Raw genomic sequence first — 26367 nt, forward strand, 5'->3', positions numbered from 1 at the left:
TTTCAGACGGCCTTTTTGTTGCCGGCCATATGGGCGCCTTTGTTTCACGATTCCACACAATATGGTAATCTTGAGCCGATTTTCACCATACATCCGAAAGGAACATCATGAGCCTGATTATTGAAGACTTGCAAGAAGGCCACGGCAAAGAAGCCGTCAAAGGCAAAGAAATCACCGTACATTACACCGGCTGGTTGGAAGACGGTACCAAATTCGACTCCAGCCTCGACCGCCGTCAACCGCTGACCATCACTCTGGGCGTCGGCCAAGTGATTAAAGGTTGGGACGAAGGCTTCGGCGGCATGAAAGAAGGCGGCAAACGCAAGCTGACCATTCCTTCCGAAATGGGCTATGGCGCACACGGTGCCGGCGGCGTGATTCCTCCGCATGCGACCTTGATTTTTGAAGTCGAGCTGCTGAAAGTGTACGAATAAGCATTTGACGCTTCAAAAGACCGAGGCCGTCTGAAACCCGCAGTTTGGTTTTTCAGACGGCCTGTTTTTATCAAGATTCGGTATAATGCCCTCTTTTACAAGCAAACCATTTCCCAAGGAACCCCCATGCTTTTACCTGAACAAGTCAAAACCCTGATTGAAGGCGTTACCCCTTGCGAACACGTCGAAGTCGAAGGCGACGGCCATCACTTCTTCGCCGTAATCGTTTCCTCCTCATTTGAAGGCAAAGCCCGCCTCGCCCGCCACCGCCTGATTAAAGACGGACTCAAGCCGCAACTCGAAAGCAACGAATTGCACGCGCTGTCGATTTCCGTTGCCGCCACTCCGGCCGAATGGGCTGCCAAACAGGCTTAATTTGGAATCAAACAAAAGGCCGTCTGAAAAGTTTTCAGACGGCCTTTTTCATACATACTGAAATTGAAGAATATTTAGTGTATTACAACCAAAAACGAATTAAACTTGGTTTAAAAGGATTGAGCCCAGTGCAATACCGAGCTCAATATTTAAGTTAACTAACCTGTCCAACTTTTGGGGGGCAGATCAAAGTGCGGTCAGTTTTTGAGAGCTTTTAAAACGCTTTAAAAATTGACCGTACTTTATATAGATGTTTTAAATTATATATCCATTAACTCATAAGAAACATTTCCTGTTTCTAGCAACTCAACAAATACTCTTTTAATAAAATCAAAATCTGTTATAACTTCACTTGCTGGAAAAGGTTCTCCCATAAAATCAACCAATCTTGGAACTCCAGTAAAATCGGACTTAGACCTAATCAAAAACTCCCCGTTATCCCCGTATTCAAGTAGAGTAAATAAATATCTCTCACCATCTGATTCCATCCTTAATTCAGATAAGCCTACTTCTGGTTCAGGTATAACTTCTAATCTAACGTCAGATCTATGATTCTTTGTGCTGTTAAGCATAGATAATATTTTATCTTTACCAATCTTAGATGCCATATCCCTATCTGCCAAAGTTATCCATTCACCCTCTTCTGATTTATATGCACATGAAAAAAATAATAAGCTATTTTCCATTCTTATTTTCCTTTATTGATGTTTGCCCTTGAATCCAAGTATAAGTTTTCAGTTTGTTCTTATCATCAACAGCATGAACAGTGGCCGATTTTAATCCTGCTTTTTCTGCTGCTGATGCAATGTCTTGACGACAATGCGTACATACATCACGCCCTTGGACATGGATCACCATATTTTTTCCTTTAGTCACACCTTTTTCATAAGCTTGTTGAATTGCACCTATTTCAGCATGTGCATCTCGCATATTAGCATTTGGATAAGGTGAACCGTTCTTTTGAGGTTTTTTATTTGCCACATTCTCTGCAATTAAAGTCAATTTATTAGGGTCTGAAAATCTATCCCCTTAAACAGCGCAGGCAATCGATATAAACGCCAAACCGCATTCGACAACACGCAATCGCTGTGTAAACCTTACCGGCACAACCGCCAAACTAGCCCTGCCGTTTCGGGAAAAACTGCACCACGTTCTCCCCTTGCGGCAACATCAATTTCTTCACGGCATGGCCGTACACGGTTTCAAGCGTGATGTTCAGACGGCCTTCTTTTTCAAAAATCTTATCCACACATTCCTTGGCCGCTTGCGGATTGCTGAACTTCAACGCATTCCACAATCCCAAGGTTTCCATGTCCTGCCAAAACGTCCCAGCTTTTTTATAGCTCAACTCAAGCTTGGCCGTGTCGGTTACCGGATCGTAAAAGCCGTTGTCAGCCAGCATATCGCCCAAGTCGTGCATATCAATCAGCGTGGGCGCTTCGCATTCGATGCCTTCATGGTTCAGACGGCCTGTCAGCTCGCTCAGGCTGTCGCGGCCAAAGTGGGTAAAAAACAATAATCCGTCGGTTTTCAAAGCGGCGGCCCAGTTTTTCAAAACCGGCAAAATATCGTCGGCGCGGCTGAGGCTGAGGTTGGCCCACAACATATCGGCGGATGCTTCAGGTAATGGCGCGGTCAGGGCTTGGCAATGCTGCGGGATGGTTTTGCCGGTCAGCTTCTGCCAAAAACCGCCTTTGCGCGCGGCGGCGGCGGTTTTCAAAAAATCGGCATTCGGATCGTATTCTTCAAACACGGCGTCGGGATAACGCGCGGCCAGCAGGCTGCGGCTGATGTCGGCATCGGCACCAATCAGCATGATGCGTTTGGGTGCATTGCGGACCAGCTGCAGGCGCTCGTCGGTGTCTTGGGCGAGATGGCGGTGAATCTGCCAGCGTTTGTCTTGTTCGGTCATGGTGGGTCGTGTCAGCGGGCTTTGCCCGACAATATTCTGTTTTTATGGTTGAAGGCTGTTTCATACGGCCTTTTCGACAAAATTGCGGTAAATTTCGGCAAACTCGTCGGCATGGCTTAAAAAGGGCGCGTGAGCGGCTTTGTCGATAAGGACCAGCTCGCTGTTGCTCAAATGGCGGTGTAAATATTCGCCCATGCGCGGCGGCGTGATGGCGTCTTTCTGTCCAAACACCAGCAGTGACGGCGTTTGAATAAGCGGCAACAACGGACGCGCGTCGGCATGGTTGACGGCTTCAAGCGCGGCCTGTAAGGCGGAAGGCGTGCCGCAGCGCGCCAAATCGGGCAATACGCGGTTTAAGATTTCGCTTGAATGCGGCGTATGCAGCAGTTGCAGTTGTAGAAACTGTTTAATATGTTTGGCATAATCCTGCTGGAATGCGCCGACCATCTTGCCCAAGGCAGGTTGCGCCAAGCCTTCGGGATAATCCGTGTCGGCAGTTAATCGGGCAAAACTTGCCGTCAGGCAGAGCGATTGGATTTTGTCGGGATAAAGCGCGGTCAGATACAGGGCAACCAGTCCGCCCAGCGACCAGCCGAGAATGTGTGCCGGCGTGTCGATTTGTCCGGCGAAGGCTTCGGCAACGGCGGCAATATCAAACGGTTCGGCAAAAGGCGCATCGCCGTGTCCGGGCAAATCAAGCGCGCGGACGTCCCAATCGGCAGGCAGGCGCGGTATCAAATCGTCGAATACATGGCGGTTCGCCGCCCAACCGTGTATCAGATAAACTTTTTTGGCGGAGTGTGGCATGAATGTTCTTTCTTGGTGGCGCAATTTGAAACGGCTCAATGCGCGACGTTGCGTATTATGCCACGATTCCGTTTCAGACGGCCTTTGCCGAGGCTGCGCAAACGATTTGACGGAATATTTTATCGACGCGGCACAAAGCTGCCCTTTGTGTTTCCGCCATGTCGCGGGCGGAGCGGTGTGCGGCAGTTGTCAGAAAAAGCCGCCCGCATTTGATAGAATGTGGGCCTCGCTGTATTACGAACCGCCCGTCAGCAGCATGATACGCGAGCTGAAACACTTGGCCGACTTGGGCATGAGCCGTCCGTTGGCAGATTTGATGTGCCAAAACGCACCGGACTGGCTGGCGGCGGAACACTTCGATTTCGTCCTGCCCATGCCTTTGAGCAAAGAGCGGCGGCTCAAGCGCGGATTCAACCAAAGCGAGGCGTTGACGGATATTTTGGCAAAACGCTACGGCTGGACGCTGCTGCCGCGACACGCGGTTTTCAGACGGCATGGCGAGCCGCAAAGTACGCTGAAAAGCAACGAACGTCGGCGAAATATCAAGAATGCATTTAAAATCAAAGCCGAATTGCCGAAGGCGTGTAATATTCTGTTAATTGACGATGTCTTTACCACCGGCTCGACTTTGGACGAATTGGCGAAAACGCTGAAAAAATCAGGCGCAGGCCGGATTTGTTGTTGGTCTTTGGCGCGTCCGCCAATGAAAAAATAGCTTAAAGTTTTTGACACCCATGGAACATTTCGGCATTATGCCACTCTATAAGTGATTGATTTATATGTTTACCATAGTTTTGTACCAACCCGAAATCCCGCCCAATACGGGCAATATCATCCGCCTGTGCGCCAATACCGGTGCCGATTTGCACTTGGTCAAGCCGCTTGGTTTCCCTCTGGATTCGTCCAAAATGAAACGCGCGGGTTTGGATTATCACGAGTTTGCCAAACTGACGGTACATGAGAATTTCGAAGACTGCCTCAAGGCACTCGAAGGCCGCCGCATTTTCGCGCTGACCACCAAAGGCTCTACCCGCCCCGACGAAGTTTCCTTCCGCGAAGGCGACGTGTTGCTGTTTGGTCCCGAAACGCGTGGCCTGCCTGCCGAAATTCTCGACAGCCTGCCTGCCGGACAAAAAATCCGCCTGCCGATGATGCCCGGCAGCAGGAGCATGAATCTTTCCAATACCGTCGCCGTTATTCTGTTTGAAGCATGGCGACAAAACGGTTTTGCCGGCGGCGTATAGCAGGCCGTCTGAAACCGCTGCGTTATCAACTCAAGAACGGAACCCGTTTTGACTTTTACCAAAAAAAACCTCCTTTCCTTAGCCGCCGCCACCATCGGCGTCCTTTCCATCAATGCCGCCGTCGCCGACAGCGTGGTCCGAGTCGAAAAACTGCATCCTTCTGCCAACCGCAGTTACAAAGTTGCCGGCAAACGCTACACGCCACTGACCCAAGTTTCCTCTTTCAGCCAAACCGGCAAAGCCTCATGGTACGGCAACCAGTTCCACGGCCGTAAAACTTCCAGCGGCGAGCGTTACAATATGAACGCCCTCTCCGCCGCCCACAAAACCCTCCCTATTCCCAGCTACGCACGCGTGACCAATATGCAAAACGGCAAAAGCGTCATCGTCCGTGTCAACGACCGCGGCCCTTTCCACGGCAACCGCGTCATCGATGTTTCCCGCGCCGCCGCCCAACAATTGGGTTTCATCAACCAAGGCACGGCCAACGTTAAAGTTGAGCAAATCATCCCCGGCCAAACCGCCGCTCAAACCATTGTTTCCCCAAACAACAAAGAATTTTTTGTTGATTTGAAATCCTTCGGTACCCAACGCGAAGCACAGGCTTATCTGAACCAAGCCGCACAAAGCCTGCCGTCAGACAGCAAAGTCATGCTGGAAAAACGCAACTACGAATACGTTGTCAAAATGGGTCCGTTCAGCAGCCAAGAACGTGCCGCCGAAGCAGGCGAACGCGCCCGTCATCTGAACCTGGTGTCCGCTATCTGATTTCGTCCGCGTTAGCGCTGAAGTTTGATACAATACAAGGCCGTCTGAAACCCGATTGCAAGGTTTCAGACGGCCTTTTTTAATCACAGGGGAACACCATGATCAGCAGGCTCACAGGCAAATTGATTGAGAAAAATCCGCCGCAGGTCGTTATCGACGTCAACGGCGTCGGTTATGAGGCCGACGTTTCCATGCAGACTTTCTACAACCTGCCTCCCGTTGGCGAAACCGTCCATCTCTACACCCAGCTTGTCGTCCGCGAAGACGCGCATTTGCTGTTTGGTTTCGCCTCGGCCGAGGAACGCGCCACCTTCCGCCAACTGGTCAAAGTCAGCGGCATCGGTGCCAAAACCGCATTGGGCATTTTGTCGGCCATGAATGCCGACGAGCTGGCGCAAGCCGTCGCCGAAGAAGACGTCAAACGCCTCTCCTCCGCCCCCGGCATCGGCAAGAAAACCGCCGAACGCATGGTGTTGGAACTGCGCGGCAAACTCGTGTCCCATACCGTTTCAGACGGCCTGTTTGCCCCTGATGCCGTTGCCGACGAAAGCCAAGACATCATCAACACCCTGCTTGCCCTCGGCTACAACGAACGCGAAGCCAAAGCCGCCACCAAAGGCATTCCCAAAGGCACGGAAGTTGGCGAAGGCGTGCGCCTGGCCTTGAAAAACCTGCTCAAATAAGGCCGTCTGAAACATGAAAACCACCGTCCTGAGTGTCGCCTTGCTTCTAAGCGCGTGCGTCTATACCGAGACTCCGTACGGGCGCACCGCCATCTTAGACCTGCCCGTCCACGCGCAAACCACCGTCAACAAAACCGTGACCATCAACGCCCCGCCCGGGACGACCGTTATCTATCAAGACAGCGAACCCGTCCACAATTACCCGGCCTATCCCGTTTATCCCCGCCGGGTTTATCGTTATCGATAAACAACGCTGACCGTTTGAAACCATATATTCAGACGGCCTGTTGAGAGACCAGCCATGAAATACATCCTTCCCCTGCTTTTACTCCTGAGTGCCTGCACACCGGATGCCAAGACCGCCACGGATGCCGCATCCGCCCCCAAAACACACAGCTTCGCACACCGCCTGACCGAAGGCGAAAAACTGTTGACCCAAGCCCTCATCAAACAAGACCTCGCCGCCTACTTCAAACACGAAACCGGCGGCGCATTTGCCGAACAAGCCCCCTTATTCTCGGCCCAGCAACTTGCCGAACAGAAAAACATCCCCCAAAACGATGCCATCGGCGTTTACGGCAAAATCATCAAAACCCAAGGCCGCACTGCCTGGCTGCAAACCGACAAGCAAACCCTCAAACTCGATTTGGCCGAACCGCTGCAAGAAGCTCAAGGCGAAGTTACCCTCGTCTGCCAACACGAAAACACCGCCTTCCAAGACTGCCAAACAGAAGAAAACTTCGCCCGACGCTTTACCGAACAAATCTTCTCGGCGGTCGAGTCCGGACGCGTATCCGCCCAAACAGACGCACCGGCCGAAGAAATCATGGCCGGCCGCCTCATCCCGTTTTTGAGTGCCGCCAGCGACTTTACCGGCAACTTCAAAGCCTGCGCCACCACCATGACCGAATACTGCACCAGCCGCCTGGCACGCGAAATGCCCGAATCCGCAGTCCGCAAAAAAGCACAGGAATTGGGTTTGACCGAAATAGCATTTAAAAAGAAAAAATAAATATTTAGGCCGTCTGAACCCTATGGCGACTGTGTTATAATCCGCACCTCATACAGGTCGGACAGACAGTCGCCGCGTATCGCGTAAGGCATACGGGGAGGAAAGTCCGGGCTCCACAGAGCAGAATGCCGGCTAACGGCCGGGCGCGGCAACGCGACGGAAAGTGGAACAGAAAGCAATACCGCCGATGATTGCCTTCGGGCAAAACAGGTAAGGGTGAAAAGGTGCGGTAAGAGCGCACCGTGCATTTGGTAACAAAGCGCAGCAGGCTAAACCCCATTCGGAGCAAGACCAAACAGAACGCGATGACGCTGCTCGCCGAGCGTTCGGGTAGGTTGCTTGAGCACACCAGCAATGATGTGCCTAGAGGAATGACTGTCCGCGACAGAACCCGGCTTACCGTCCGAGCTGTATGTCCCCATACCGCGGCAGGTTTTTAAAACCTGCCGCATTTTTATAGAAATAAAAAGGCCGTCTGAAACCTGAATCTTGGTTTCAGACGGCCTTTTTTAAACCGCTGTTTATGGACGGTATTCCGGTTTCATGCCGTTGGGCAGGAGCTGCCATACATAGCCGGTGGTTTTCATTTTACCGGCCACTTCGCCTGCTTCGTCGCCATAGCCCCAGAAATAATCCACACGGACTGCGCCTTTAATCGCGCTGCCGGTATCTTGCGCCATAATTAAGCGGTTGAGGGCTTTTTTGGTGATCGGATGGGCAGTGGCGACGAATAACGGTGCGCCAAGCGTGATGTAGTGGCGGTCGATGGCACCGGCGTATTCGCCCATCAACGGCGTACCCAATGCGCCCACCGGGCCGGAATCGCCGCTGCCGGTCAGCTCGCGGAAGAAGACGTAGCTTGGGTTTTGTCCCAAAACTTCGGCAAGGCGGCCGGGGTTTTGCTTCATATAGGCCTTGATGCCCTGCATGCTGGTCTGACCCAGCGGCAGATAGCCTTTGTCCGCCATATAGCGGCCGATGGAAACATACGGATGTTCGTTTTTATCGGCAAATCCGACACGGATGTATTTGCCGGACGGCGTTTTCAGACGGCCTGAACCTTGAATGTGCATAAAGAAAAGTTCGACCGGATCATCTGCGTAACCCAAAATCGGCGCTTTGCCGTTAAGCGCGCCGCCGTTGATTTGGCTGCGGGTGTAGTAAGGAACGAAACGGCTGCCTTCAAAACGGCCTTTCAGCGCGGTGCTGCGTGCTGTAATCGGGAATCTGGACAAGTCGGCCGTGTATGCGCCGCTGTTGTCGATGACGCCGCTGTTTGGGCCGGTTTGGCGGATGCGGACGGTGGCTTTGCTGCCCCTCAAGTTTGCAGCCAGCGGAACGGAAACAAAATCGTTCGGAATGCCGTAAATAGGGAAACGGGATTGGCTCGTGGATTTGTCGTCGCCGCGCAGGACCGGTTCGTAATAACCGGTAATGGTGCCGGCAGGATTGCCGCCGTTATCGACGCGCCATGCGGTGAAATAGCGCTCGAAAAAGTGCTTGGCTTGGAAATGGTGCACCGGTGTTTGCATGGCCTGGATACAAACGTCCTGCCAGCCTTGGCGGTTTTTAAGTTTTTCACAGCCTAAACGGAAAGATTGCAGGCTTTTGGTAAAGTGTTGGAGGTCCCAGTGCGGCAATTCGTTGTAGGAAACTACGGTGTAGTTTGCTCCTCCCCCGCTCACTGTCGTACCGACGGGATCGGGCGTACCGGTGGGGCGGTCAGGGCCTTTGATAACGCTGGTGTCGGTTTCGGGGAGGTTTTTAATGCTTTTGCTCGGACAGGCGGCAAGAATGGCCGCGGCAATGCTGACGAGCGTAATGCGGTACAAATGTTTTTTCATGAAATCAATAGCGTGTCGAAAGGCCGTCTGAAAGCGATTTTTCAGACGGCCTATGTTGGAAAGTGCTGATTTTACATAAACATAAAATACACTAAGTTATTTTATTGAACATATATCGTACTTTATCTATCCGACTATTTGGACGACGGGGCTGGCAAACAGGTTCACCGGTAGTAACATGGTACCCTTTTAACTCTGTTAAACAAACACTACGTCCATTTGTAAAGAAAGTTAAATCACTACGATATTCTTGAATACACCGAGCAGGGATTTCTCCACTAAGAATGACCTCATTATTTTTCAATTGAGTGTCTACGATGTTCGCACAATATTTAGGAGCATCGTTGTATGCTCGTGAAAGATATTCCTGTGGCGCATAAATTTTAAAACTAAGATATGGCTCTAACAATTCTGTTCCAGCTTTTTTTAAGACTTGTTCCAATACAATAGGAGCAAGCATCCGAAAATCTGCTGGGGTACTAACAGGGCTATAGTATAAGCCATACTTAAAACAGATTTTACAATCCGTCACATTCCAACCATATAATCCTTGTTCGCAACCATAGCGTATCCCTTCCATAACTGCATTTTGAAATGATTGATTTAAGTATCCAAGAGAAACCGAGCTCTCATACTGCATTCCACTTCCCAACGGAAGCGGTGATACAGATAAACCAATGGAAGCCCAGAAAGGATTTGGCGGCACTTCGATGTGAATGGTATATTCTGCATTTTTTAACGGTCTCTCCATATAAATGACTGTAGGCTCTTTTAGTTCTATCTCCACATGATACTTTTCTTGCAACAGTGCACTAATCACTTCCATTTGTACTTTCCCTAAGAAAGAAAGTATGATTTCATGTGTCGCAGAATCCACATAATATCGCAGAAGCGGGTCACTGTCGGAGATTTCTAAAAGTGCATCAAGTAACATTTCCCTTTGTTGAGGTTTGCTCGGTTCAACAGTCGTTTGCAGCAGAGGGAGGGGATTTTCAATTCTCTCTCTCTGTGGCAATAGCTTTGTATCTCCAAGAACACTATTTAACTTCAAAAACTCATTCTGCAAAATAACAATTTCCCCGGAATAAGCCTTATCGATTTTACATAATTCACCATTTATTGAAGTATACATTTCTGTAATTTTTATTTTTTCCTTTTCCGATATTCTAACCGAATCTCGCAAATGCAGTACGCCACTATAAAGACGTATATATGCAAGACGCTGTCTTTTTTCCGAATACTCAATTTTGAAAACTTTTCCGCAAAGTTCAGACTGACCTCGATGTGTTGATGAATAAAATTTATTCGTAATCACTTCTATAAGGTTATCAATCCCTATATTGTTTTTTGCACTTCCGTGATAAACAGGGAACAGGGAACAATTATGAAATCTTATGCTTTCCTCTTGTTCGAGTTCTAATGCTTCCAATAATTTCCCAGACGTATATTTCTCCAAAAGGTAATCATTTCCTTCTATTACCATATCCCATTGTTCAGATTCGGTAAAGTTCATTACACGCATATTAGGATGCAGTTCTACCTTCTGTTTGATTACAATTTCGGCAGAAAGTTTCTCTTTAATATCCTGATAAACCGTTGATAAATCAATTCCATTTTGGTCAATCTTATTGATAAAAAAGATTGTGGGAATCCCCATTTTCCTAAGTGCATGAAATAATATACGAGTTTGTGCTTGTACGCCATCTTTTGCAGAAATCAGTAGAATTGCCCCATCTAAAACTGATAATGAACGATATACTTCTGCTAAGAAATCCATATGTCCTGGCGTGTCTATGATGTTCACCTTCGTATTTTCCCACTGAAAAGAGGTTATTCCTGTCTGAATTGTAATTCCTCTCTGACGTTCTAAAAGCGTATTATCCGTCCTCGTTGTACCTTTGTCCACGCTTCCTAATTCTGTAATCGCTCCACTGTTATATAATAAGCTTTCTGTTAAGGTAGTTTTTCCTGCATCAACATGAGCTAAAACTCCAATATTAATAATTTTCATGTGATTTTCCTCCATTCAAAAACCCAAAAGGGCATAAAAATCCCAGTGATAAATACTTTTATCACTGGGATTTTTATGCATAACCATAGGTATACAAAGCATACAGATATTCTCTGGATACTTTAGAATCACATGATAAAGGTATTCTTAAACTGGGTACAAAAAACTAAGCCCTCCTAAAAAAGGACATCTAATTATTTGTTCCCGCTATCAAATTGACAGTTTATTTAAGAATACCTTGCCGCATATTTATTAACTCCTTTTAAATAGTCACTTAAATAATAGCACGTAAGAGCATATTTGTAAAGGAATCTCCAATTTTTTATCAAAAAAAGCGATTTATCGGCGCGGCGGCAATTTGACGACAACCGTATCGGCCAGCATATCGTAGAGCGTGCGGCGGTCGCGTTTGACGGAAAAGAGCATGATGAAGTTGATGAAGGCTATAAGCAGAGAAATCAGGTTTCCACCCGTGTCACTTATTGCCAACGATACAATAGTTACCACAACACCAACAGCAAGCGCCCAGACAACTTCGCGGATTAAAACCGTTCCTTCAAAGCCCGGATTGCTTCCGTCATTTTTTAACACCCGGATGCCCATAATTTTTTTACCTAAAGACTGACCGTCCCGGCTCATGTAATACAGTTGGAAGATACCGAAAACCAAATAGACAGCCAAAGAAATAAAAAATGTTATGGCAAAATATTCAGGGGTATTAAAAAGAGAAGATTCCGAAACTAATTTTTTGCTTTCATCTAAAGTAAAAACTACCATCACAATAAATGGCAACCATATCAAAAAAGTAAACAGATTATTCAACAAATATGCCGCAACCCTCGCCCCCGGCGAAGCAATATGGACATCTACTATTTCTGTTTGGGGCAAATCCGACAAATTGATTTTGCTCATTTAATCTTCCTCTGTACCATTAATGAAATGCAATTTCATTGCCATCTTAACCTATTTTCCTATCATTCTAAAAATTTTCGATAAAAACCTTTACATTTTCCGCAGACGGCGTTAAAACGTTTGTTTTCCCCTTTTTTATAGTGGGTTAACAAAAATCTGAACAAAGCGGCAGGCGATGCCGTTCCGATTTTTGTTAATGCACTATAAACTTATCCGGATTTTCTTTGTAAGGAGTAACACATGAAAGTAGGTTTTGTCGGCTGGCGCGGTATGGTCGGCTCTGTTTTGATGCAGCGTATGAAAGAAGAAAACGACTTCGCCCATATTCCCGAAGCGTTTTTCTTTACCACTTCCAACGTCGGCGGTGCTGCCCCTGATTTCGGTCAGGCGGCCAAAACATTGTTGGATGCCAACGATGTTGCCAAATTGGCAAAAATGGACATCATCGTTACCTGTCAGGGCGGCGATTACACCAAATCCGTGTTCCAACCCCTGCGCGACAGCGGCTGGAACGGATACTGGGTTGACGCGGCTTCTTCCCTGCGCATGAAAGACGACGCGATTATCGTCCTCGACCCGGTCAACCGCAACGTCATCGACAACGGCCTCAAAAACGGCGTGAAAAACTACATCGGCGGCAACTGCACCGTTTCCCTGATGCTGATGGCTTTGGGCGGCCTGTTCCAAAACGATTTGGTCGAATGGGCAACCAGCATGACCTACCAAGCCGCTTCCGGCGCGGGTGCGAAAAACATGCGCGAACTCATCAGCGGCATGGGCGCGATTCACTCCCAAGTGGCAGACGAGCTTGCCGACCCTTCCAGCGCGATCCTCGACATCGACCGCAAAGTGTCCGATTTCCTGCGCAGCGAAGACTATCCGAAAGCCAACTTCGGCGTACCGCTCGCCGGCAGCCTGATTCCTTGGATTGACGTGGATTTGGGTAATGGCCAGTCCAAAGAAGAATGGAAGGGCGGCGTGGAAACCAACAAAATCCTCGGCCGCAGCGACAATCCGACCGTAATCGACGGCTTGTGCGTGCGCATCGGTTCTATGCGCTGCCACAGCCAAGCCATTACCCTGAAGCTGAAAAAAGACCTGCCTGTTTCTGAAATCGAAGCGATTTTGGCAGGCGCGAACGACTGGGTGAAAGTCATCCCCAACGAAAAAGAAGCCAGCATCCACGAGCTGACGCCCGCCAAAGTAACCGGCACGCTGTCTGTTCCCGTCGGCCGTATCCGCAAACTGGAAATGGGCGGCGAATACATCAGCGCGTTCACTGTCGGCGACCAACTCTTGTGGGGCGCTGCCGAGCCGTTGCGCCGCGTATTGCGCATTATCTTGGGCAGCCTGTAATTTAGGTTGGCATGAAAAAAGCAACGGTTTGAGCCGTTGCTTTTTTGTCACAAAAAGGCCGTCTGAACCTTTCAGACGGCCTTGTTTCCTATTCTTTTTTACCGGCCAAACCGATTTCTTTGGTGGAATCGCCAACTTTGATTTGCGCCTTACCGGCAATTTCTTCAGCCTGCGGGCCGAAGAGTTTCAAATCGTAACGGCCGTTTTCGATACCGTTCAAACTGGTTTTACCGCTGATGGCGGCTTTTCCGTTGTTATTGGCAATGCCTGCGGCAAGCAGGTCGACATTATTGTGGGAAGCCATGCTGCTGATTTTGCCGTAACCTTGTTTTTTATCGAAATCGACAGTGTATTTCAGACGGCCGCTGCGGTCGTCGCCGTTAAACGCGATCCCCGAATACTGATAGCTGCCTTGTTTGGGTAAATTGCGATACGCTGTTTCATCGCCTTGGACTTCGCCGACGGTGAATGTGTATGTATCGAGGTTTTGCAGCTTGCCTGCATCATCGGCTTTTTGTTTGGCGTAACGCGCGGCAACAGCAGAATAATTTTGTTTATACACTTGGAAGTCGCCCGTTTCCAAAGTGATGACTTGGCCGTTTACCTTGATTTTTTGGGCATAGTCGTAAGAGGATACTTTATCGGTTTTCAAAAAGCCGGTATCGAGTTTGCCGCCTTTTTGCAGGGTTTGCGTTTTACCGTTGGCTGTCAGCTCCAACGTACCGTTTTCAGGGACGGATTCGTTCAATTCAACGGACAACACGCCTTTCGGATGCGGATTGAGCGGCTCGGTAACGGCATTCGACAAGCCGCTTGTTGCGCCGCCGCAGGCAGCCAGCATCAAAGACAGGGAAGCAGTCAAAGCAGAAATACGGAGGGTTCTCATCATTTTTTCCTTTCCTTTTTATTTGGTATGATATTTATCATATACCTAAAAAAATGAACAATAAATGATTTTTGTCAAAATTAAGCATTTTGAATATTGATTTTATAAATATTGAAACATTTTTAAAATATCGGGTATTCAGTCTATTCAAAGTCCCTTCCGCTATAATCATTTTATTTTGCAAACGGATTTCATCATGCCGAAAATCACCCTCATCGCCGCCTACGCTGCCCGCCGCTGTATCGGCATCAACAACACCATGCCTTGGCATTTGCCCGAAGATTTTGCCTTTTTCAAATCCTACACCACCGGCAAACCCGTCATTATGGGCCGCAAAACATGGGAATCGCTGCCGCGCAAGCCGCTGCCCGGTCGTCCAAATATCGTCATCACCCGCCAAGATTATCAGGCCGAAGGCGCGCAAACGGCGGCTTCTTTGGAAGATGCGCTGGCTTTGTGTCAGGGGGTTGAAGAAGTCATCATCATGGGCGGCGCGCAAATTTATGCACAAGCCCTGCCGATTGCCACCGATTTGCGTTTGACCGAAGTCGGTTTGGATGTGGACGGCGATGCGTTTTTTCCTGAGTTTTCCACAGAAACATGGCAAGAAGCCTCTCGGGAAAACCATGTTTCCGCCAAAGGCATCGAATACGCGTTTGTGCATTATGTGAAGGCATAATCCGACAATGCAAAGGCCGTCTGAAACCCTGTTTTCAGGTTTCAGACGGCCTTTTTATTTCGTTTGTTTACGGCATACCGTTTAAGCTGTTTTGTTTTTCAAAGGCAGTTTGATATGCGGTTTGGCCGGCTTGGGCGCTTCTTTCAGTCCAAGTTCGATTTGCTGCTCTTCGCTCAACAAATTGCTCCAGTCGCCTTTTTTATACCAGTCGCGGCCGTCCAACTCGATGGGGTGTTGGATGCGTTCGCAACCATTGCCGCATTGCAAATCGTCTTCTTTGCAGTATTTGTCGCAACCCCAGCAGATACGCTCGGGATTTTTCGGGAAAATGGGAAATTTCTTGGCCATGATGTTCTTCTTTTGTTTGTGTGCGGTATGGGCAGAATTATAAGTGATTTGAATGGGACTGGCGGCGGGTTTATCGTGTTTTACGCTGATTTTTTAAGATGTGTTAACCTTTCAGACGGCCTATACTGTGAAAACTATCCCTATTCAGTACAACAAGAGGACCCAATATGAACATATGCCGTCTGAAGCCTGAATTTGTCGAGCCTTTATCCCTCGCGCTGTTTGAGGAATGGCACGATTTTGCGCCGTGGTCGTCCCTGGACAAAATCCGTGCGTATTACGCGCAGTGCCTCGATGGGGATGACTTGCCGCTAGCGTTTGCGGCTGTGGATAAGGAAGGGCGGCTGATGGGCTCGGCGGCATTGAAGCGGTTTGATATGGCGTGTTTTCCCGAATACGAATATTGGCTGGGCGATGTGTTCGTTTTGCCGCAATTTCGCGGTTTGGGCGTAGGCAGGCAGCTGGTTTCGTTTTGTCTGGATAAAGCACGCAAACTGGGTTTGCCGCATCTGTTTCTCTATACGCCGGATGTGCAGGCTGTGTATGAAAAGTTCGGCTGGAAAGAAATCACCCAGACTTGGCACAACGGGGAAACCGTATCCGTCATGAAATTGGATTTATAGCTTGAAAAAATAAAAGGCCGTCTGAACATTTGGTTTCAGACGGCCTTTTATTTTAAATTATCCACAACTACCCTATCCGTTTAAACGGCGGCAAACAGGCCAATAATTGCTGGCCGTAGCGTTGCGTTTTGACGCGGTTGTCGAGGATGGTCACTCGGCCGTAATCCTGTTCGGTACGGATAAGGCGGCCGACGGCTTGGATCAGTTTGATGCTGGCTTCGGGCACCGTGATTTCGATAAAGGGATTGCCGCCGCGTTGTTCAATCCAACGGTTTTGGGTTTTCTCGATGGGGTTGTCCGGCATGGCAAACGGCAGCTTGGCGATAATGACCTGTACGCAGGCCGTACCGGGCAGATCGAGCCCTTCGGCAAAACTGTCGAGGCCGAAAATAATGCTGGCTTTGCCTTCGGCAATGGCTTGATGGTGCCTTTGTAAAAGAACGGCCTTGGGCAACTCGCCCTGCACAAGCAGAAGCGGCAAGTATTCGTCAGGCAGGCGCAAGGCGACGTCCTGCATTTGTTTGCGCGAGGAAAACAACACCAGCGTGCCGATGGCTTCAACCGGTGAAACCAGCTTCGGCAACCATTCGACAATGGCGGCCGTGTGCGCATCAGGGTCTTTCGGGCTGGCGTGCACGGGCGGAATATACAGCTCGCCTTGCGCATCGAAATTAAACGGGCTTTCCAAAGCAAGCGTGGTGGTTTCGGGCAGCCATAATAGGCCGGTTTGACGCAAAATCAGGTTGAAGCTGCCGAGTGATTGCAGGGTGGCCGAAGTCAACACCGCGCCTGCCGCGCGCCGCCACAGATTGTTGGCAAGGTGGGATGCGCTGCTGATGGGGCTGGCGTTGAAAATATAGTCGTTTTTGTCGTCGGCACGGCGGGTTATCCATTTTGCCAACGGCTCTTCGCCCTCAATGGGAACGGTGGAGAGTAAATCCCAAACCGCGCTGATTTGTTCGATACGGGCGATAAAAAGGCCGAACTCGCTGGTCAGGCGGTCGATGAGCGCGCCGTCCTGTTCTTTTTCGCGGCGTGCGGCGGAAAGCGCATCGTTCAGGCCGATAACGTGTTTGAGCAGGCTGCGCGCAGCAATGGCCGTATTGGAAACCGTGGTTTCCAGGCCTTCGGGGATTTTGCCGTCTTCCCACAGCCAAGTCGGTTCGTTGTGTTTCCGCCTGTCGTTTTCAGACGACCCCAGACTTAAAGACGGCTCTTCCGCCAAGTGAAACTGCCATTCGTGCAGACTGTCGAGCAAGGATGTGGCAGCTTCGTCGGCAAGGTTGGCAAGTTCGGCTTTATCGGTAAGCGCGGCAATTTTGCCGGTCAGCTGCGGCAGTTTTTCCAGCGTCCAAACGGCAATATTCCATGAATGTTCGGCGGCAAAACGGCTGAGGGCTTTTTTGGGCAGGTGGTGCGCTTCGTCTATGCAATAGAAACTGTTTTCGGGCGCAGGCAGAATCACGCCGCCGCCCATGCTGATGTCGGCAAGCAAAAGATCGTGGTTGGCAACGACGACATCGACGGTTTCCAAGACATCGCGCGCCAGGTAAAACGGGCATTCCGGACGGTTGGGACAGGCGGATTTCAGGCAGCCGTGGCGGTCGTTGGTCACTTTGAGCCAAATTGCGTCATCGATTTTTTCCGGCCAAGTGTCGCGGTCGCCATTAAAGCGGCGGGCGGAAAATTCATCGGCAATGTCGCGCAGCAGGTTCAATTCTTCCGGCTTGGGTTTGCTGTCCCACAACACTTCCGGCGCTTCAAAACCAAGCAGGTTTTGCTGGGCATTGTTTTGCGTCAGTTGATAAAGTTTATAGGGGCAAAGATAACGGCCTCGCCCTTTGGCAAGCGCAAAGGTCAGCTCCAAACCGCTTTTTTCGACCAGAAACGGCAAATCGCGGTCAACCAACTGCTCCTGCAAAGCTACCGTCGCGCTGCTGACGATCAGCCGTTTGCCGCGCGTCTGCGCCATGATGCCGCCTGCCAAAAGATAGGCCAACGATTTACCCACGCCGGTCGGCCCTTCGATCACGGCAATGCTTTCACCCTCGCGTTTGGGCGCTTCTTCGCCTTCTTCACGCGTCAACGTCCGCGAAAAAGCGTTGGCAATCGCCGCAATCATTTCCCGTTGCGAAGCGCGCGGACGGAAACCGGGCAGGTTTTTGCCGATGTTTTGGTAATGGTCGCGGATGGCGTTTTTTTCTAAATCGGTGAGCATTGAGGCCGTCTGAATGGGTTTGCAAGAATAGCGTATTTTAGCATTTTTACCTTCATGAAGCCTTCGTAAAGTCTTACTCTATTTTAGGGTTTGGCATTTTGATGGCGATGGCCAAACCGAAAAACCATAACCGGTTTTAATCAAGCAAAAGGCCGTCTGAAACTTTAGCCGCACTGATGCAGAGGCACCCACAATTTTTGCTTTTCGGATTTGTTTTTCTCGTAGCGGTTCCACGCTTTTTCATGAAAATAAAAGACGACGGTATTGACGATGGGTTCGACCAAAGCCACCGCGCTGGAAACACCGATACTGCCGGTCAGAATATAGGCGACACTAAATGCGACGCTGAAATGCAAAATAGCAAATGTAATGGTTTTAATCATTTTGTTTTCCTGATACATTGATGTTTTAATCGCTACATAATAATTATTATCAACTAACGCGTATATTTTAAATCCTTTATCCTTATTTAGATTTTATAAATCGATATTTTATTTTTAATAGGAATTTTATGAATCCGCTCCAAATTGTCGTCCTCGACCGCGATACCCTCGTCAACCGCCCGTTTGACTTTGATTTTCCACATACATTAAGCAGCTACGGCACAACCGAAGCGCACGAAACGCTGGCGCGTATCCGCGGTGCGGACATTGTGATTACCAATAAAGTCGTGATTTCCGCCCAAGCCTTTGCCGAAAATCCACAACTCAAGCTGGTTGCCGTTACCGCGACCGGCGTCAACAATGTGGACGTTGAGGCCGCCAAACAAAACGGCACGGCAGTGTGCAATATCCGCGCTTACGGCAATGAATCCGTGGCGGAACACGCGTTTATGATGATGATTACCCTGATGCGCAACCTGCCTGCCTATCAGCGCGACGTTGCGGCAGGCTTGTGGGAAAACTCGCCGTTTTTCTGCCACCTCGGCGCACCGATGCGTGATTTAAACGGTAAAACGCTGGCGATTTTCGGTCGCGGCAATATCGGTAAAACGCTGGCAGCTTATGCACAGGCTTTCAAAATGAACGTCGTGTTCGCCGAACATAAAAATGCCCAAAGCGTCCGCGACGGCTATGTTTCCTTTGACGAAGCCATCCGCTCCGCCGATGTCGTGTCGCTTAATTGCCCGCTCACGCCGCAAACGGCAAACATGATAGGCGAAGCTGAATTGCAGCAAATGAAACCCGGCGCCATCCTCATCAACTGCGGACGCGGCGGCTTGGTTGATGAAGCCGCTTTGGTTGCGGCGTTGAAATACGGCCAAATCGGCGGTGCAGGTTTTGACGTGTTGACACAAGAGCCGCCACGCGACGGCAACCCTCTGCTGAAAGCCCGACTGCCCAACCTCATCGTCACACCACATATTGCATGGGCAAGCCAAGAGGCCGCCAACCGTCTGTTTGACATCCTTTTGGACAACATCAACCGCTTCGTGGCCGGCAATCCGCAAAATCTGGTTTAAGCTATGGAAAACCTGTTGATAAAGTTGTGAACAATTTTAAAGGCCGTCTAAAATATTCAGACGGCCTTTATTAATCTTTATTTATTTCATAAGGTTATCTATCAATCAGGTTAAATCGTTTCATTCTTCATTGTGGATAACCCTATAAAAGCTGAAATCAGGCTTTCGGCTGGATGAGGTGGACATCGCATTGCGGGAACGGGATGTTGATGTTGGCGGCACGCAGGTTTTCAACCACTTGCTCGTTCAGGGCGAATCGGAACGGGCCGAGATTTTCTTCTTGCGTCCACGCCCAAAGGGTGATTTCGATGGCGCTGTCGCCAAGGTTGGTAATGTATACGACGGCAGGTCGTTCTTTGGTTTGAACACACAATGGATGCTCGGTTGCCGCTCTCAATACGGCGTCTTTGGCAACTTTTAAATCACAGGCGTAATCGACGCCGACCACGACTTGGGCGCGACAGAGGGATAGGGAGGAGCGGTTGACGATGCTGTTGCTCATGACCATGCTGTTGGGCAGGACGACTTCTTCGTTGTCCGGCGTGCTCAAAGAGGTCTGCACCATTTTGATTTCGCGGACGATGCCTTCAAAACCGTTGACGCGGATAAAGTCGCCGACTTTAAACGGGCGGAACAGGATAATCAGCGCGCCGGCGGCGAAGTTGGATAGTTGGTCTTTCAAAGATAAAGCCACGGCCAAGCCTGCGCCACCGATCAAGGCGGTCACGGAAGTGGTCGGAATGCCGAGTTTGCCCAGTGCGGCGATGATGATGAGGATCAGCAAACCGATATTGGCGACGTTGCCGAGGAAGCTGACCAGCGTTTTATCGATTTTGGCGCGAGTCAGCGCGGCTTTCATCAGTGTCACCACGCGTGTGGCGACCCAGCGGCCGATAAAGTAGATGGCTAAGGCGGCCAGCAGGTTCGTGCCGAAAGACATACCAACTTGGGCGAGGCGTTCCCAGCCGGAGAAGGAGGAGAGGGATTGGATATCGAAATTCATGATTGTGTATGCGTGTGAAGTTGTTTAAAAGGTCATTGTAAAACAAGGCCGTCTGAAAAACTAATGATTTGGTTTTTCAGACGGCTTTTAATCTTTCTTAAATCTTTTTCAGCTTAACGTAAAACGGTTTTGCTCCAACGGCTCACCCATTGTTTTTGTTTGGTGTTGATGTCGGCGCGGTTGGGGGAATCGCTGTGTTTCGGGGTTTGGGCAAACTCGAATACTTTGGGCAGCGGCGTGTTTTTTGCAGCCGGATAGACCCACATTTCGGCAGGCAGGGCTTTTTGCACTTCGCCGCTTTGCAGCCAGCTTACCAGTTTGGCTGCCAGCTCGGGTTGTTTCGCGCCTTTCAAAACGGCCGCGCCTTCAACTTGGCGGAATGTACCGCCTTTGAGGAAGAGGTTGCCGGTGGGCGGGGTGCTGTATTTGCCTTTGGAGTAGTGGACTTCGGCCGCTGGGCTGGTGGCATAGCTGACCACGAGGGGGTAGGCGCCGCCGTTTTGGGTGAAGTCGGTGTAGTAGGCTTCGCTCCAGCCTTTGGCGACTTTCACGCCGTTTTGGCGCATTTGCGCCCACCATTTGAACGCGCCTTCTTCACCCATGCCGCCGATGTTGGCCAAGAGGAAGGAGAGGCCGGGCGAGGAGGTGGCGGGAGACGGGGTTACCAGAAGGTTTTTATATTCCGGTTTGGTCAGGTCTTGCAGGGTTTGCGGCAGGGGCAGTTTTTTCTGTTCAAACCATTTTTTGTCGTAGTTGATGGCGACATAGGCGTAATCGACGGCCAACGCATCGGGCAGGGACGCAGTTACGGGCGCGGATTTGGGTTGGTTAGCGGCGAGGATGCCGGCGGCTTTGGCTTTGCCGATGTTGGCGTTGTCCAAACCGTAAACCGCATCGGCAATTGGGTTGGCTTTGCTCAAAATCAGTTTGTTGAGCATTTCGTTGCCGCTACCTGCCTTGATGACGGACACTTTGGCATCGTTGGCTTTTTCAAATTGCGCGATGACGGATTGGGGCAGACTGAAGGATTTGTGCACGGCCAAACGCACTTCGGTTTGGGCGTACAGGTTTGCCGAAGCCAGCAACAGGGCGAGGGCGGACAATTTCAGTTTCATTCTCTTTCCTTTGTACGGGTAAAATACGAAATATCATAACAAAATCTGCATATCAAGGCACGATATGAATCATTCCCCCGTTTGGCTGTTTGACCTCGACAATACTTTGCACAATGCCGAAGCCGGCATTTTCTACATCATCAACCGCGCCATGACCGAATACATGGCAGGCCGTCTGAAGCTTTCCGAAGAAGCCGCCTCCCAACTGCGCCAAGATTATTGGCACCGATACGGCGCGACGCTTGCCGGTTTGCAAATCCACCATCCCGAAGTTGATATCGATGAATTTTTGCGTGAAAGTCACCCGCTTAAGCAAATTTTGGCAAAGGTGGAGGGTATGGATGGAACTGATGACGTTTTAGGCCGTCTGAAAGGGCGAAAAGCCGTATTTTCCAACGGGCCTTCGTTTTATGTCCGCGCATTGGTTGAAACGTTGGGCTTGGAAGCGCATTTTGACGGCTTGTTCGGCACGGACGACTTCGGCCTGCTCTACAAACCCAATCCGCAAGCCTATCTCAACGTCTGCCGTCTGTTGGGCGTAAAACCCGAACAGTGCATCATGGTGGACGACAGCGCCGACAATCTGCACCAAGCCAAAGCCTTGGGCATGAAGACCGTTTGGTACGGCGAAAAAGCCCATCCGTTGTCATTTGCCGACGGCATAGCGAAAGATATGCAGGGTTTGCTTGAATTTTGCACAAAACTGCCGTGAAATTTTTAAAAATCAAGTACAATACACGGTATTGACGACATTTAAAAACAAGGACAACATCATGCGTAAACTCGCTTTAATCCTGACTGCCGCCGCCGTTTTGGCCGGTTGTTCTTGGGAAACCTACACCACCGAATCCGGCCGTACCGCCGTACGCCAAAAATATGCTACCGGCACACCCATCGTTTATCAGGACGGTACTTATTCTAAAAACATGAATTACAACCAGTTCCGCCCAGAGCGCCGCGCCGTCCAATCCAATCAAGCGGAACACGATGAACGCGGCCAAAACTGGCAAAAACCGCAATTTGCCAACCCACAGCCAGCAATCGAATAACAATATCCCCAAGGCCGTCTGAAACGGAGTGAAAAACAATAAACACTTGTTGTCACAGTTTTCAGACGGCCTCAAACAACGACAACGGAAACCGTATCATGGCTCAGACAACTTTAAATATCGTCATCCTTGCTGCCGGCAAAGGCACGCGCATGTACTCCAAAATGCCCAAAGTACTGCACCGCATCGGCGGCAAGCCCATGGTTGAGCGCGTTATCGACACCGCCGCCTCCCTGAATCCCCAAAACATCTGCGTCGTCATCGGCCACGGCAAAGAGCAAGTCTTGGACACCGTCAAACGCGATGTCGTTTGGGTTGAACAAACCGAACAGCTCGGTACCGGCCACGCCGTCAAAACCGCCCTGCCGCACCTGTCTGCCGAAGGCCGCACGCTGGTGTTGTACGGCGACGTCCCCCTGATTGACGCCGCCACCCTCGAAACCCTGCTCGAAGCCGCAGGCAACGAAGTCGGCCTGTTGACCGACGTTCCCAACGACCCGACAGGCTTGGGCCGCATCATCCGCGACAGCAACGGTAGCGTAACCGCCATTGTCGAAGAAAAAGACGCCGATGCCGCCCAAAAAGCCGTGAAAGAAATCAATACCGGCATTTTGGTTTTACCCAACGCCAAACTCGAAAACTGGTTGAACAGCCTTTCCAGCAACAATGCCCAAGGCGAATACTACCTGACCGACCTCATCGCCAAAGCCGTTGCCGACGGCATCAAAGTTCATCCCGTCCAAGTGCGCGCCTCCCATCTGGCCGCCGGCGTGAACAACAAACTCCAACTGGCCGAACTCGAGCGCATTTTCCAAACCGAACAGGCGCAAGAATTGCTGAAAGCAGGCATCACCCTGCGCGATCCGGCACGTTTTGATTTACGAGGCCGTCTGAAACACGGACAAGATGTCGTGATTGATGTCAACGTCGTCATCGAAGGCGAAGTCGAACTCGGCGACAACGTCGAAATCGGTGCCAACTGCGTGATCAAAAATGCCAAAATCGGTGCCAACACCAAAATCGCCCCGTTCTCCCATTTTGAAGGTTGCGAAGTCGGCGAAAACAACCAAATCGGCCCATACGCCCGCCTGCGTCCGCAAGCCAAACTGGCCGACGACGTACACATCGGCAATTTCGTCGAAGTCAAAAATGCCACCATCGGCAACGGCACCAAAGCCAACCACCTCACCTACATCGGTGATGCTGAAATCGGCAGCAAAACCAACTTTGGCGCCGGCACGATTATTGCCAACTATGACGGCGTGAACAAACACAAAACCGTCATCGGCGACGAAGTGCGCATCGGTTCAAACTGCGTCTTAATCGCCCCCGTAACGTTGGGTAACAAAGTGACGACAGGCGCAGGCAGCGCGATTACCAAAAACGTCGAAGACGGCAAACTCGTCCTCGCCCGTTCACGCCAAACCGTCATCGAAGGCTGGGTGCGTCCGGAAAAAGGCGATAAGAAGTAAAGCCGGCCTTTTATTTATTTTCAGACGGCCTTAAGAAACAAACAGGCCGTCTGAAACCCAGATTTGCCGTTTCAATGAATATAAAACGGCGTTTTCCGACTGCCGCTTTCGGGAGCCGGAGCAGCAGTCATTTTCTCAAACTTTTGATACTAAGGAACTTATATGTGCGGTATCGTAGGTGCTATTCGCGCCAATCACAATGTAGTCGATTTTCTGACTGACGGTCTCAAACGCCTTGAATACCGAGGCTATGATTCGTCGGGTATTGCCGTAAACATGGACGGCAAAATCAAACGCGTCCGCCGCGTCGGCCGCGTGCAGCTGATGGAGGACGCCGCGCGCGAAAAAGGCGTGTTCGGCCATATCGGCATCGGCCATACCCGTTGGGCAACCCACGGCGGTGTAACCGAGCCTAACGCCCACCCCCATATTTCCGGCGGCATGATTGCGGTTGTCCACAACGGCATCATCGAAAACTTCGAAGCCGAACGCGAACGCCTGCAAGCTTTGGGTTACACCTTCGAATCGCAAACCGATACCGAAGTCATCGCCCACAGCGTCAACCACGAATACACGCAAAACGGCGGCAAACTGTTTGAAGCCGTCCAAGCTGCGACTGCCCGTTTCCACGGCGCATACGCCATTGCCGTTATCGCACAAGACAACCCTGAAGAAATGGTTGTTGCGCGCATGGGCTGCCCGTTGTTGGTGGCCTTGGGCGACCAGGAAACCTTTATTGCTTCCGACGTATCCGCCGTGATCGCCTTTACCCGCCGCATCGCCTATTTGGAAGACGGCGACATCGCCCTGTTGAATGCAAACGGTATCGAAAAACTGCTCGACAAAACCGGTGCGCAAACCGAACGCGCGGTTAAAGTATCCGAATTGTCTCTGGCTTCTTTGGAGTTGGGCCCATACAGCCACTTCATGCAAAAAGAAATCCACGAACAACCCCGCGCCATCGCCGATACCGCCGAAGTCTTCTTGGACGGTGGTTTCGAACCTGAAAACTTCGGCGCGAATGCACGCGAAGTGTTCGACGATATCCACAGCATCAAAATCCTTGCCTGCGGTACGTCCTACTATGCCGCGCTGACCGCCAAATACTGGCTCGAATCCATTGCCAAAGTGCCGACCGACGTGGAAATCGCCAGCGAATACCGCTACCGCGACGTGATTGCCGATCCGAAACAATTGGTCATCACCATTTCCCAATCCGGCGAAACTTTGGACACCATGGAAGCCCTGAAATACGCGCAATCCTTGGGACACAAACACAGCCTGTCTATTTGTAACGTGATGGAATCCGCCCTGCCACGCGAAAGCGAATTGGTACTGTACACACGCGCCGGCGCAGAAATCGGCGTTGCCTCTACCAAAGCGTTCACGACCCAACTGGTTGTCCTGTTCGGCCTGGCCGTTACCTTGGGCAAACAACGCGGCTTGGTTTCAGACGAGCAAGCAGCTGCATACGTTGAAGAATTGCGCCAACTGCCGGGCAGCATTCAGCACGTTCTCAACCTTGAGCCGCAAATCGCCGCTTGGGCGCAAAAATTTGCCAAGAAAACCAGCGCACTCTTCCTGGGTCGCGGCATCCACTTCCCAATCGCCCTTGAAGGCGCGTTGAAGCTGAAAGAGATTACCTATATCCACGCCGAAGCGTATCCTGCGGGTGAGCTGAAACACGGCCCGTTGGCCTTGGTGGACGAGAACATGCCTGTTGTCGTGATTGCCCCGAACGACAGCCTGCTGGACAAAGTGAAAGCCAACATGCAGGAAGTCGGCGCACGCGGCGGCGAACTCTTCGTCTTCGCCGACCTCGACAGCAACTTCAACGCCACCGAAGGCGTGCACGTCATCCGCGCCCCACGCCACGTCGGCGTACTCTCTCCGATTGTGCACACCATCCCCGTGCAACTCCTGTCTTACCACGCCGCCCTCGCACGCGGTACAGACGTGGACAAACCGCGCAACTTGGCTAAATCGGTAACGGTTGAATAAGTAATTGACCGGTTAAAAAAGGCCGTCTGAAACCTTGAAACAGGTTTCAGACGGCCTTTATGTTTTAAGAATCCGATTTATTTTTCGTATTCGGAAATATACTGAATAATGGCCATTTGAGGATTCTGAGCAATAATAAATTCAGCATCTTTT

At 50.4% G+C, this 26367-nt stretch carries 30 protein-coding genes, 1 other RNA gene and 1 pseudogene; 18 read left to right on the forward strand and 14 right to left on the reverse strand.

Translation table 11 applies throughout. From position 1 onward, the window contains the following. Nucleotides 1–104 precede the first annotated feature (104 nt). The 3 genes from ACTHUG_RS00095 to ACTHUG_RS00105 all read left to right on the forward strand — a co-directional run bounded on the left by ACTHUG_RS00095 (nt 105) and on the right by ACTHUG_RS00105 (nt 967). Entirely contained in the window at nt 105–434 is a 330-nt protein-coding gene (locus tag ACTHUG_RS00095; RefSeq protein WP_094192864.1) for an FKBP-type peptidyl-prolyl cis-trans isomerase, read from the forward strand. A gap of 126 nt (nt 435–560) precedes the next feature. Continuing rightward, the gene (locus ACTHUG_RS00100; RefSeq protein WP_003686612.1) at nt 561–809 is read left to right on the forward strand and encodes a BolA family protein; all 249 of its coding nucleotides are present in this window, start codon (nt 561–563) and stop codon (nt 807–809) included. After that, a complete protein-coding gene (locus ACTHUG_RS00105; protein WP_315093160.1) occupies nt 788–967 on the forward strand; it encodes an IS3 family transposase in 180 nt (59 codons plus the stop codon). The genes ACTHUG_RS00100 and ACTHUG_RS00105 overlap by 22 nt, the downstream gene beginning before the upstream one ends. 102 nt (nt 968–1069) lie before the next feature. Here the strand turns inward: ACTHUG_RS00105 and ACTHUG_RS00110 are convergent, their stop codons facing one another. The 4 genes and pseudogenes from ACTHUG_RS00110 to bioH all read right to left on the reverse strand — a co-directional run bounded on the left by ACTHUG_RS00110 (nt 1070) and on the right by bioH (nt 3528). Beyond that, entirely contained in the window at nt 1070–1495 is a 426-nt protein-coding gene (locus ACTHUG_RS00110; protein ID WP_197049997.1) for a DUF6911 family protein, read from the reverse strand. Continuing rightward, nucleotides 1485–1820: pseudogene (locus tag ACTHUG_RS00115) on the reverse strand (cytidine deaminase-like fold-containing protein); the annotation flags it as partial. The pseudogene ACTHUG_RS00115 and the gene ACTHUG_RS00110, both read right to left, overlap by 11 nt. A 106-nt stretch (nt 1821–1926) precedes the next feature. Further along, entirely contained in the window at nt 1927–2721 is a 795-nt protein-coding gene (locus ACTHUG_RS00120; RefSeq protein ID WP_314765766.1) for a methyltransferase, read from the reverse strand. A gap of 60 nt (nt 2722–2781) precedes the next feature. Beyond that, nucleotides 2782–3528 carry a pimeloyl-ACP methyl ester esterase BioH gene (gene bioH, locus ACTHUG_RS00125; protein WP_107737208.1) on the reverse strand — a complete coding sequence of 249 codons (747 nt, stop codon included), beginning with the start codon at nt 3526–3528 and terminating at the stop codon, nt 2782–2784. Between bioH and ACTHUG_RS00130 the strand changes: the two genes are divergently transcribed. The 7 genes from ACTHUG_RS00130 (at nt 3527) to rnpB (ending at nt 7650) form a co-directional block, all read left to right on the forward strand. Beyond that, the gene (locus tag ACTHUG_RS00130; protein ID WP_440386738.1) at nt 3527–4243 is read left to right on the forward strand and encodes a ComF family protein; all 717 of its coding nucleotides are present in this window, start codon (nt 3527–3529) and stop codon (nt 4241–4243) included. The genes bioH and ACTHUG_RS00130 overlap by 2 nt on opposite strands. A gap of 64 nt (nt 4244–4307) precedes the next feature. Continuing rightward, on the forward strand, nt 4308–4772 hold the full coding sequence (gene trmL, locus ACTHUG_RS00135; RefSeq protein ID WP_036492475.1) for a tRNA (uridine(34)/cytosine(34)/5-carboxymethylaminomethyluridine(34)-2'-O)-methyltransferase TrmL: 465 nt from the start codon (nt 4308–4310) through the stop codon (nt 4770–4772). A 48-nt stretch (nt 4773–4820) separates the two neighbouring features. After that, on the forward strand, nt 4821–5540 hold the full coding sequence (locus tag ACTHUG_RS00140) for a septal ring lytic transglycosylase RlpA family protein (RefSeq protein ID WP_440386740.1): 720 nt from the start codon (nt 4821–4823) through the stop codon (nt 5538–5540). A 98-nt stretch (nt 5541–5638) separates the two neighbouring features. After that, nucleotides 5639–6223, forward strand: a complete 585-nt coding sequence (gene ruvA / locus ACTHUG_RS00145; protein WP_049322986.1) for a Holliday junction branch migration protein RuvA — start codon at nt 5639–5641, stop codon at nt 6221–6223. A 13-nt stretch (nt 6224–6236) separates the two neighbouring features. Beyond that, on the forward strand, nt 6237–6470 hold the full coding sequence (locus ACTHUG_RS00150; RefSeq protein ID WP_440386741.1) for a methionine-binding protein: 234 nt from the start codon (nt 6237–6239) through the stop codon (nt 6468–6470). Nucleotides 6471–6524: 54 nt separating this feature from the next. After that, nucleotides 6525–7235 carry a hypothetical protein gene (locus ACTHUG_RS00155; RefSeq protein ID WP_440386742.1) on the forward strand — a complete coding sequence of 237 codons (711 nt, stop codon included), beginning with the start codon at nt 6525–6527 and terminating at the stop codon, nt 7233–7235. A gap of 53 nt (nt 7236–7288) precedes the next feature. Then, nucleotides 7289–7650: RNase P RNA component class A (gene rnpB, locus ACTHUG_RS00160), an RNA gene on the forward strand. A gap of 106 nt (nt 7651–7756) precedes the next feature. Here rnpB and mltA read toward each other — a convergent pair. From mltA to ACTHUG_RS00180, 4 genes are all read right to left on the reverse strand, one after another. Further along, nucleotides 7757–9079: a murein transglycosylase A gene (mltA, locus tag ACTHUG_RS00165; RefSeq protein ID WP_049344924.1), complete on the reverse strand. Its 1323-nt coding sequence runs from the start codon at nt 9077–9079 to the stop codon at nt 7757–7759. A 91-nt stretch (nt 9080–9170) separates the two neighbouring features. Then, nucleotides 9171–11090, reverse strand: coding sequence for a tetracycline resistance ribosomal protection protein Tet(M) (gene tet(M), locus ACTHUG_RS00170; RefSeq protein ID WP_063856397.1), 1920 nt, complete (start codon nt 11088–11090; stop codon nt 9171–9173). A gap of 15 nt (nt 11091–11105) precedes the next feature. Further along, nucleotides 11106–11192 (reverse strand): tetracycline resistance determinant leader peptide, encoded by an 87-nt coding sequence (locus ACTHUG_RS00175; RefSeq protein WP_011058339.1) that lies wholly within the window; start codon nt 11190–11192, stop codon nt 11106–11108. 237 nt (nt 11193–11429) lie between these two features. Then, on the reverse strand, nt 11430–12002 hold the full coding sequence (locus ACTHUG_RS00180; protein WP_049344925.1) for an RDD family protein: 573 nt from the start codon (nt 12000–12002) through the stop codon (nt 11430–11432). 240 nt (nt 12003–12242) lie between these two features. Between ACTHUG_RS00180 and asd the strand changes: the two genes are divergently transcribed. Then, complete coding sequence (gene asd / locus ACTHUG_RS00185) at nt 12243–13358, forward strand: aspartate-semialdehyde dehydrogenase (RefSeq protein WP_440386743.1); 1116 nt, start codon at nt 12243–12245, stop codon at nt 13356–13358. An 88-nt stretch (nt 13359–13446) separates the two neighbouring features. On the opposite strand, the gene ACTHUG_RS00190 is transcribed toward asd, so the two are convergent. Beyond that, nucleotides 13447–14244 (reverse strand): factor H-binding protein, encoded by a 798-nt coding sequence (locus tag ACTHUG_RS00190; protein WP_440386754.1) that lies wholly within the window; start codon nt 14242–14244, stop codon nt 13447–13449. Between the two features lie 196 nt (nt 14245–14440). Between ACTHUG_RS00190 and ACTHUG_RS00195 the strand changes: the two genes are divergently transcribed. Then, nucleotides 14441–14923 (forward strand): dihydrofolate reductase, encoded by a 483-nt coding sequence (locus tag ACTHUG_RS00195; RefSeq protein ID WP_440386745.1) that lies wholly within the window; start codon nt 14441–14443, stop codon nt 14921–14923. A gap of 81 nt (nt 14924–15004) precedes the next feature. Here the strand turns inward: ACTHUG_RS00195 and ACTHUG_RS00200 are convergent, their stop codons facing one another. After that, complete coding sequence (locus ACTHUG_RS00200; RefSeq protein ID WP_003686685.1) at nt 15005–15271, reverse strand: DUF3079 domain-containing protein; 267 nt, start codon at nt 15269–15271, stop codon at nt 15005–15007. Between the two features lie 167 nt (nt 15272–15438). Between ACTHUG_RS00200 and ACTHUG_RS00205 the strand changes: the two genes are divergently transcribed. Next, nucleotides 15439–15894 (forward strand): GNAT family N-acetyltransferase, encoded by a 456-nt coding sequence (locus ACTHUG_RS00205; RefSeq protein ID WP_003747729.1) that lies wholly within the window; start codon nt 15439–15441, stop codon nt 15892–15894. A gap of 67 nt (nt 15895–15961) precedes the next feature. Here ACTHUG_RS00205 and dinG read toward each other — a convergent pair whose 3' ends face one another. Both dinG and ACTHUG_RS00215 read right to left on the reverse strand, forming a co-directional pair. Then, nucleotides 15962–18112, reverse strand: coding sequence for an ATP-dependent DNA helicase DinG (gene dinG / locus ACTHUG_RS00210; RefSeq protein ID WP_315117066.1), 2151 nt, complete (start codon nt 18110–18112; stop codon nt 15962–15964). Nucleotides 18113–18276: 164 nt separating this feature from the next. Continuing rightward, entirely contained in the window at nt 18277–18495 is a 219-nt protein-coding gene (locus tag ACTHUG_RS00215; protein WP_070826381.1) for a DUF2061 domain-containing protein, read from the reverse strand. Between the two features lie 128 nt (nt 18496–18623). On the opposite strand from ACTHUG_RS00215, the gene ACTHUG_RS00220 reads away from it, so the two are divergent. Next, nucleotides 18624–19574 carry a D-2-hydroxyacid dehydrogenase gene (locus ACTHUG_RS00220; RefSeq protein WP_440386747.1) on the forward strand — a complete coding sequence of 317 codons (951 nt, stop codon included), beginning with the start codon at nt 18624–18626 and terminating at the stop codon, nt 19572–19574. Between the two features lie 157 nt (nt 19575–19731). Here ACTHUG_RS00220 and ACTHUG_RS00225 read toward each other — a convergent pair whose 3' ends face one another. Both ACTHUG_RS00225 and ACTHUG_RS00230 read right to left on the reverse strand, forming a co-directional pair. Next, on the reverse strand, nt 19732–20577 hold the full coding sequence (locus tag ACTHUG_RS00225; protein ID WP_440386748.1) for a mechanosensitive ion channel family protein: 846 nt from the start codon (nt 20575–20577) through the stop codon (nt 19732–19734). Nucleotides 20578–20690: 113 nt separating this feature from the next. After that, nucleotides 20691–21692, reverse strand: coding sequence for a thiamine ABC transporter substrate-binding protein (locus tag ACTHUG_RS00230; protein WP_377073551.1), 1002 nt, complete (start codon nt 21690–21692; stop codon nt 20691–20693). A gap of 64 nt (nt 21693–21756) precedes the next feature. Between ACTHUG_RS00230 and ACTHUG_RS00235 the strand changes: the two genes are divergently transcribed. The 4 genes from ACTHUG_RS00235 (at nt 21757) to glmS (ending at nt 26214) form a co-directional block, all read left to right on the forward strand. Then, a complete protein-coding gene (locus ACTHUG_RS00235) occupies nt 21757–22404 on the forward strand; it encodes a pyrimidine 5'-nucleotidase (protein WP_440386749.1) in 648 nt (215 codons plus the stop codon). 61 nt (nt 22405–22465) lie between these two features. After that, entirely contained in the window at nt 22466–22741 is a 276-nt protein-coding gene (locus ACTHUG_RS00240; protein ID WP_440386750.1) for a membrane lipoprotein lipid attachment site-containing protein, read from the forward strand. Between the two features lie 98 nt (nt 22742–22839). Continuing rightward, nucleotides 22840–24213 (forward strand): bifunctional UDP-N-acetylglucosamine diphosphorylase/glucosamine-1-phosphate N-acetyltransferase GlmU, encoded by a 1374-nt coding sequence (gene glmU, locus ACTHUG_RS00245; protein WP_440386751.1) that lies wholly within the window; start codon nt 22840–22842, stop codon nt 24211–24213. Between the two features lie 162 nt (nt 24214–24375). Beyond that, nucleotides 24376–26214: a glutamine--fructose-6-phosphate transaminase (isomerizing) gene (gene glmS / locus ACTHUG_RS00250; RefSeq protein ID WP_315611371.1), complete on the forward strand. Its 1839-nt coding sequence runs from the start codon at nt 24376–24378 to the stop codon at nt 26212–26214. The last annotated feature ends 153 nt before the right edge of the window (nt 26215–26367 follow it).

This window comes from Neisseria sp. P0022.S009 (assembly GCF_051956675.1).
Taxonomy (GTDB): domain Bacteria; phylum Pseudomonadota; class Gammaproteobacteria; order Burkholderiales; family Neisseriaceae; genus Neisseria.

Excerpts from the sequence above, each read along its gene's own strand:
- ACTHUG_RS00100 (WP_003686612.1), top strand. The coding sequence starts at position 561 with ATGCTTTTACCTGAACAAGTCAAAACCCTGATTGAAGGCGTTACCCCT.
- ACTHUG_RS00105 (WP_315093160.1), top strand. The coding sequence starts at position 788 with ATGGGCTGCCAAACAGGCTTAATTTGGAATCAAACAAAAGGCCGTCTG.
- ACTHUG_RS00110 (WP_197049997.1), bottom strand. The coding sequence starts at position 1,495 with ATGGAAAATAGCTTATTATTTTTTTCATGTGCATATAAATCAGAAGAG.
- ACTHUG_RS00120 (WP_314765766.1), bottom strand. The coding sequence starts at position 2,721 with ATGACCGAACAAGACAAACGCTGGCAGATTCACCGCCATCTCGCCCAA.
- ACTHUG_RS00130 (WP_440386738.1), top strand. The coding sequence starts at position 3,527 with ATGAATGTTCTTTCTTGGTGGCGCAATTTGAAACGGCTCAATGCGCGA.
- bioH (WP_107737208.1), bottom strand. The coding sequence starts at position 3,528 with ATGCCACACTCCGCCAAAAAAGTTTATCTGATACACGGTTGGGCGGCG.
- trmL (WP_036492475.1), top strand. The coding sequence starts at position 4,308 with ATGTTTACCATAGTTTTGTACCAACCCGAAATCCCGCCCAATACGGGC.
- ruvA (WP_049322986.1), top strand. The coding sequence starts at position 5,639 with ATGATCAGCAGGCTCACAGGCAAATTGATTGAGAAAAATCCGCCGCAG.
- ACTHUG_RS00150 (WP_440386741.1), top strand. The coding sequence starts at position 6,237 with ATGAAAACCACCGTCCTGAGTGTCGCCTTGCTTCTAAGCGCGTGCGTC.
- ACTHUG_RS00155 (WP_440386742.1), top strand. The coding sequence starts at position 6,525 with ATGAAATACATCCTTCCCCTGCTTTTACTCCTGAGTGCCTGCACACCG.
- mltA (WP_049344924.1), bottom strand. The coding sequence starts at position 9,079 with ATGAAAAAACATTTGTACCGCATTACGCTCGTCAGCATTGCCGCGGCC.
- ACTHUG_RS00175 (WP_011058339.1), bottom strand. The coding sequence starts at position 11,192 with ATGCTTTGTATACCTATGGTTATGCATAAAAATCCCAGTGATAAAAGT.
- ACTHUG_RS00180 (WP_049344925.1), bottom strand. The coding sequence starts at position 12,002 with ATGAGCAAAATCAATTTGTCGGATTTGCCCCAAACAGAAATAGTAGAT.
- asd (WP_440386743.1), top strand. The coding sequence starts at position 12,243 with ATGAAAGTAGGTTTTGTCGGCTGGCGCGGTATGGTCGGCTCTGTTTTG.
- ACTHUG_RS00190 (WP_440386754.1), bottom strand. The coding sequence starts at position 14,244 with ATGAGAACCCTCCGTATTTCTGCTTTGACTGCTTCCCTGTCTTTGATG.
- ACTHUG_RS00195 (WP_440386745.1), top strand. The coding sequence starts at position 14,441 with ATGCCGAAAATCACCCTCATCGCCGCCTACGCTGCCCGCCGCTGTATC.
- ACTHUG_RS00200 (WP_003686685.1), bottom strand. The coding sequence starts at position 15,271 with ATGGCCAAGAAATTTCCCATTTTCCCGAAAAATCCCGAGCGTATCTGC.
- ACTHUG_RS00205 (WP_003747729.1), top strand. The coding sequence starts at position 15,439 with ATGAACATATGCCGTCTGAAGCCTGAATTTGTCGAGCCTTTATCCCTC.
- dinG (WP_315117066.1), bottom strand. The coding sequence starts at position 18,112 with ATGCTCACCGATTTAGAAAAAAACGCCATCCGCGACCATTACCAAAAC.
- ACTHUG_RS00215 (WP_070826381.1), bottom strand. The coding sequence starts at position 18,495 with ATGATTAAAACCATTACATTTGCTATTTTGCATTTCAGCGTCGCATTT.
- ACTHUG_RS00220 (WP_440386747.1), top strand. The coding sequence starts at position 18,624 with ATGAATCCGCTCCAAATTGTCGTCCTCGACCGCGATACCCTCGTCAAC.
- ACTHUG_RS00225 (WP_440386748.1), bottom strand. The coding sequence starts at position 20,577 with ATGAATTTCGATATCCAATCCCTCTCCTCCTTCTCCGGCTGGGAACGC.
- ACTHUG_RS00230 (WP_377073551.1), bottom strand. The coding sequence starts at position 21,692 with ATGAAACTGAAATTGTCCGCCCTCGCCCTGTTGCTGGCTTCGGCAAAC.
- ACTHUG_RS00235 (WP_440386749.1), top strand. The coding sequence starts at position 21,757 with ATGAATCATTCCCCCGTTTGGCTGTTTGACCTCGACAATACTTTGCAC.
- ACTHUG_RS00240 (WP_440386750.1), top strand. The coding sequence starts at position 22,466 with ATGCGTAAACTCGCTTTAATCCTGACTGCCGCCGCCGTTTTGGCCGGT.
- glmU (WP_440386751.1), top strand. The coding sequence starts at position 22,840 with ATGGCTCAGACAACTTTAAATATCGTCATCCTTGCTGCCGGCAAAGGC.
- glmS (WP_315611371.1), top strand. The coding sequence starts at position 24,376 with ATGTGCGGTATCGTAGGTGCTATTCGCGCCAATCACAATGTAGTCGAT.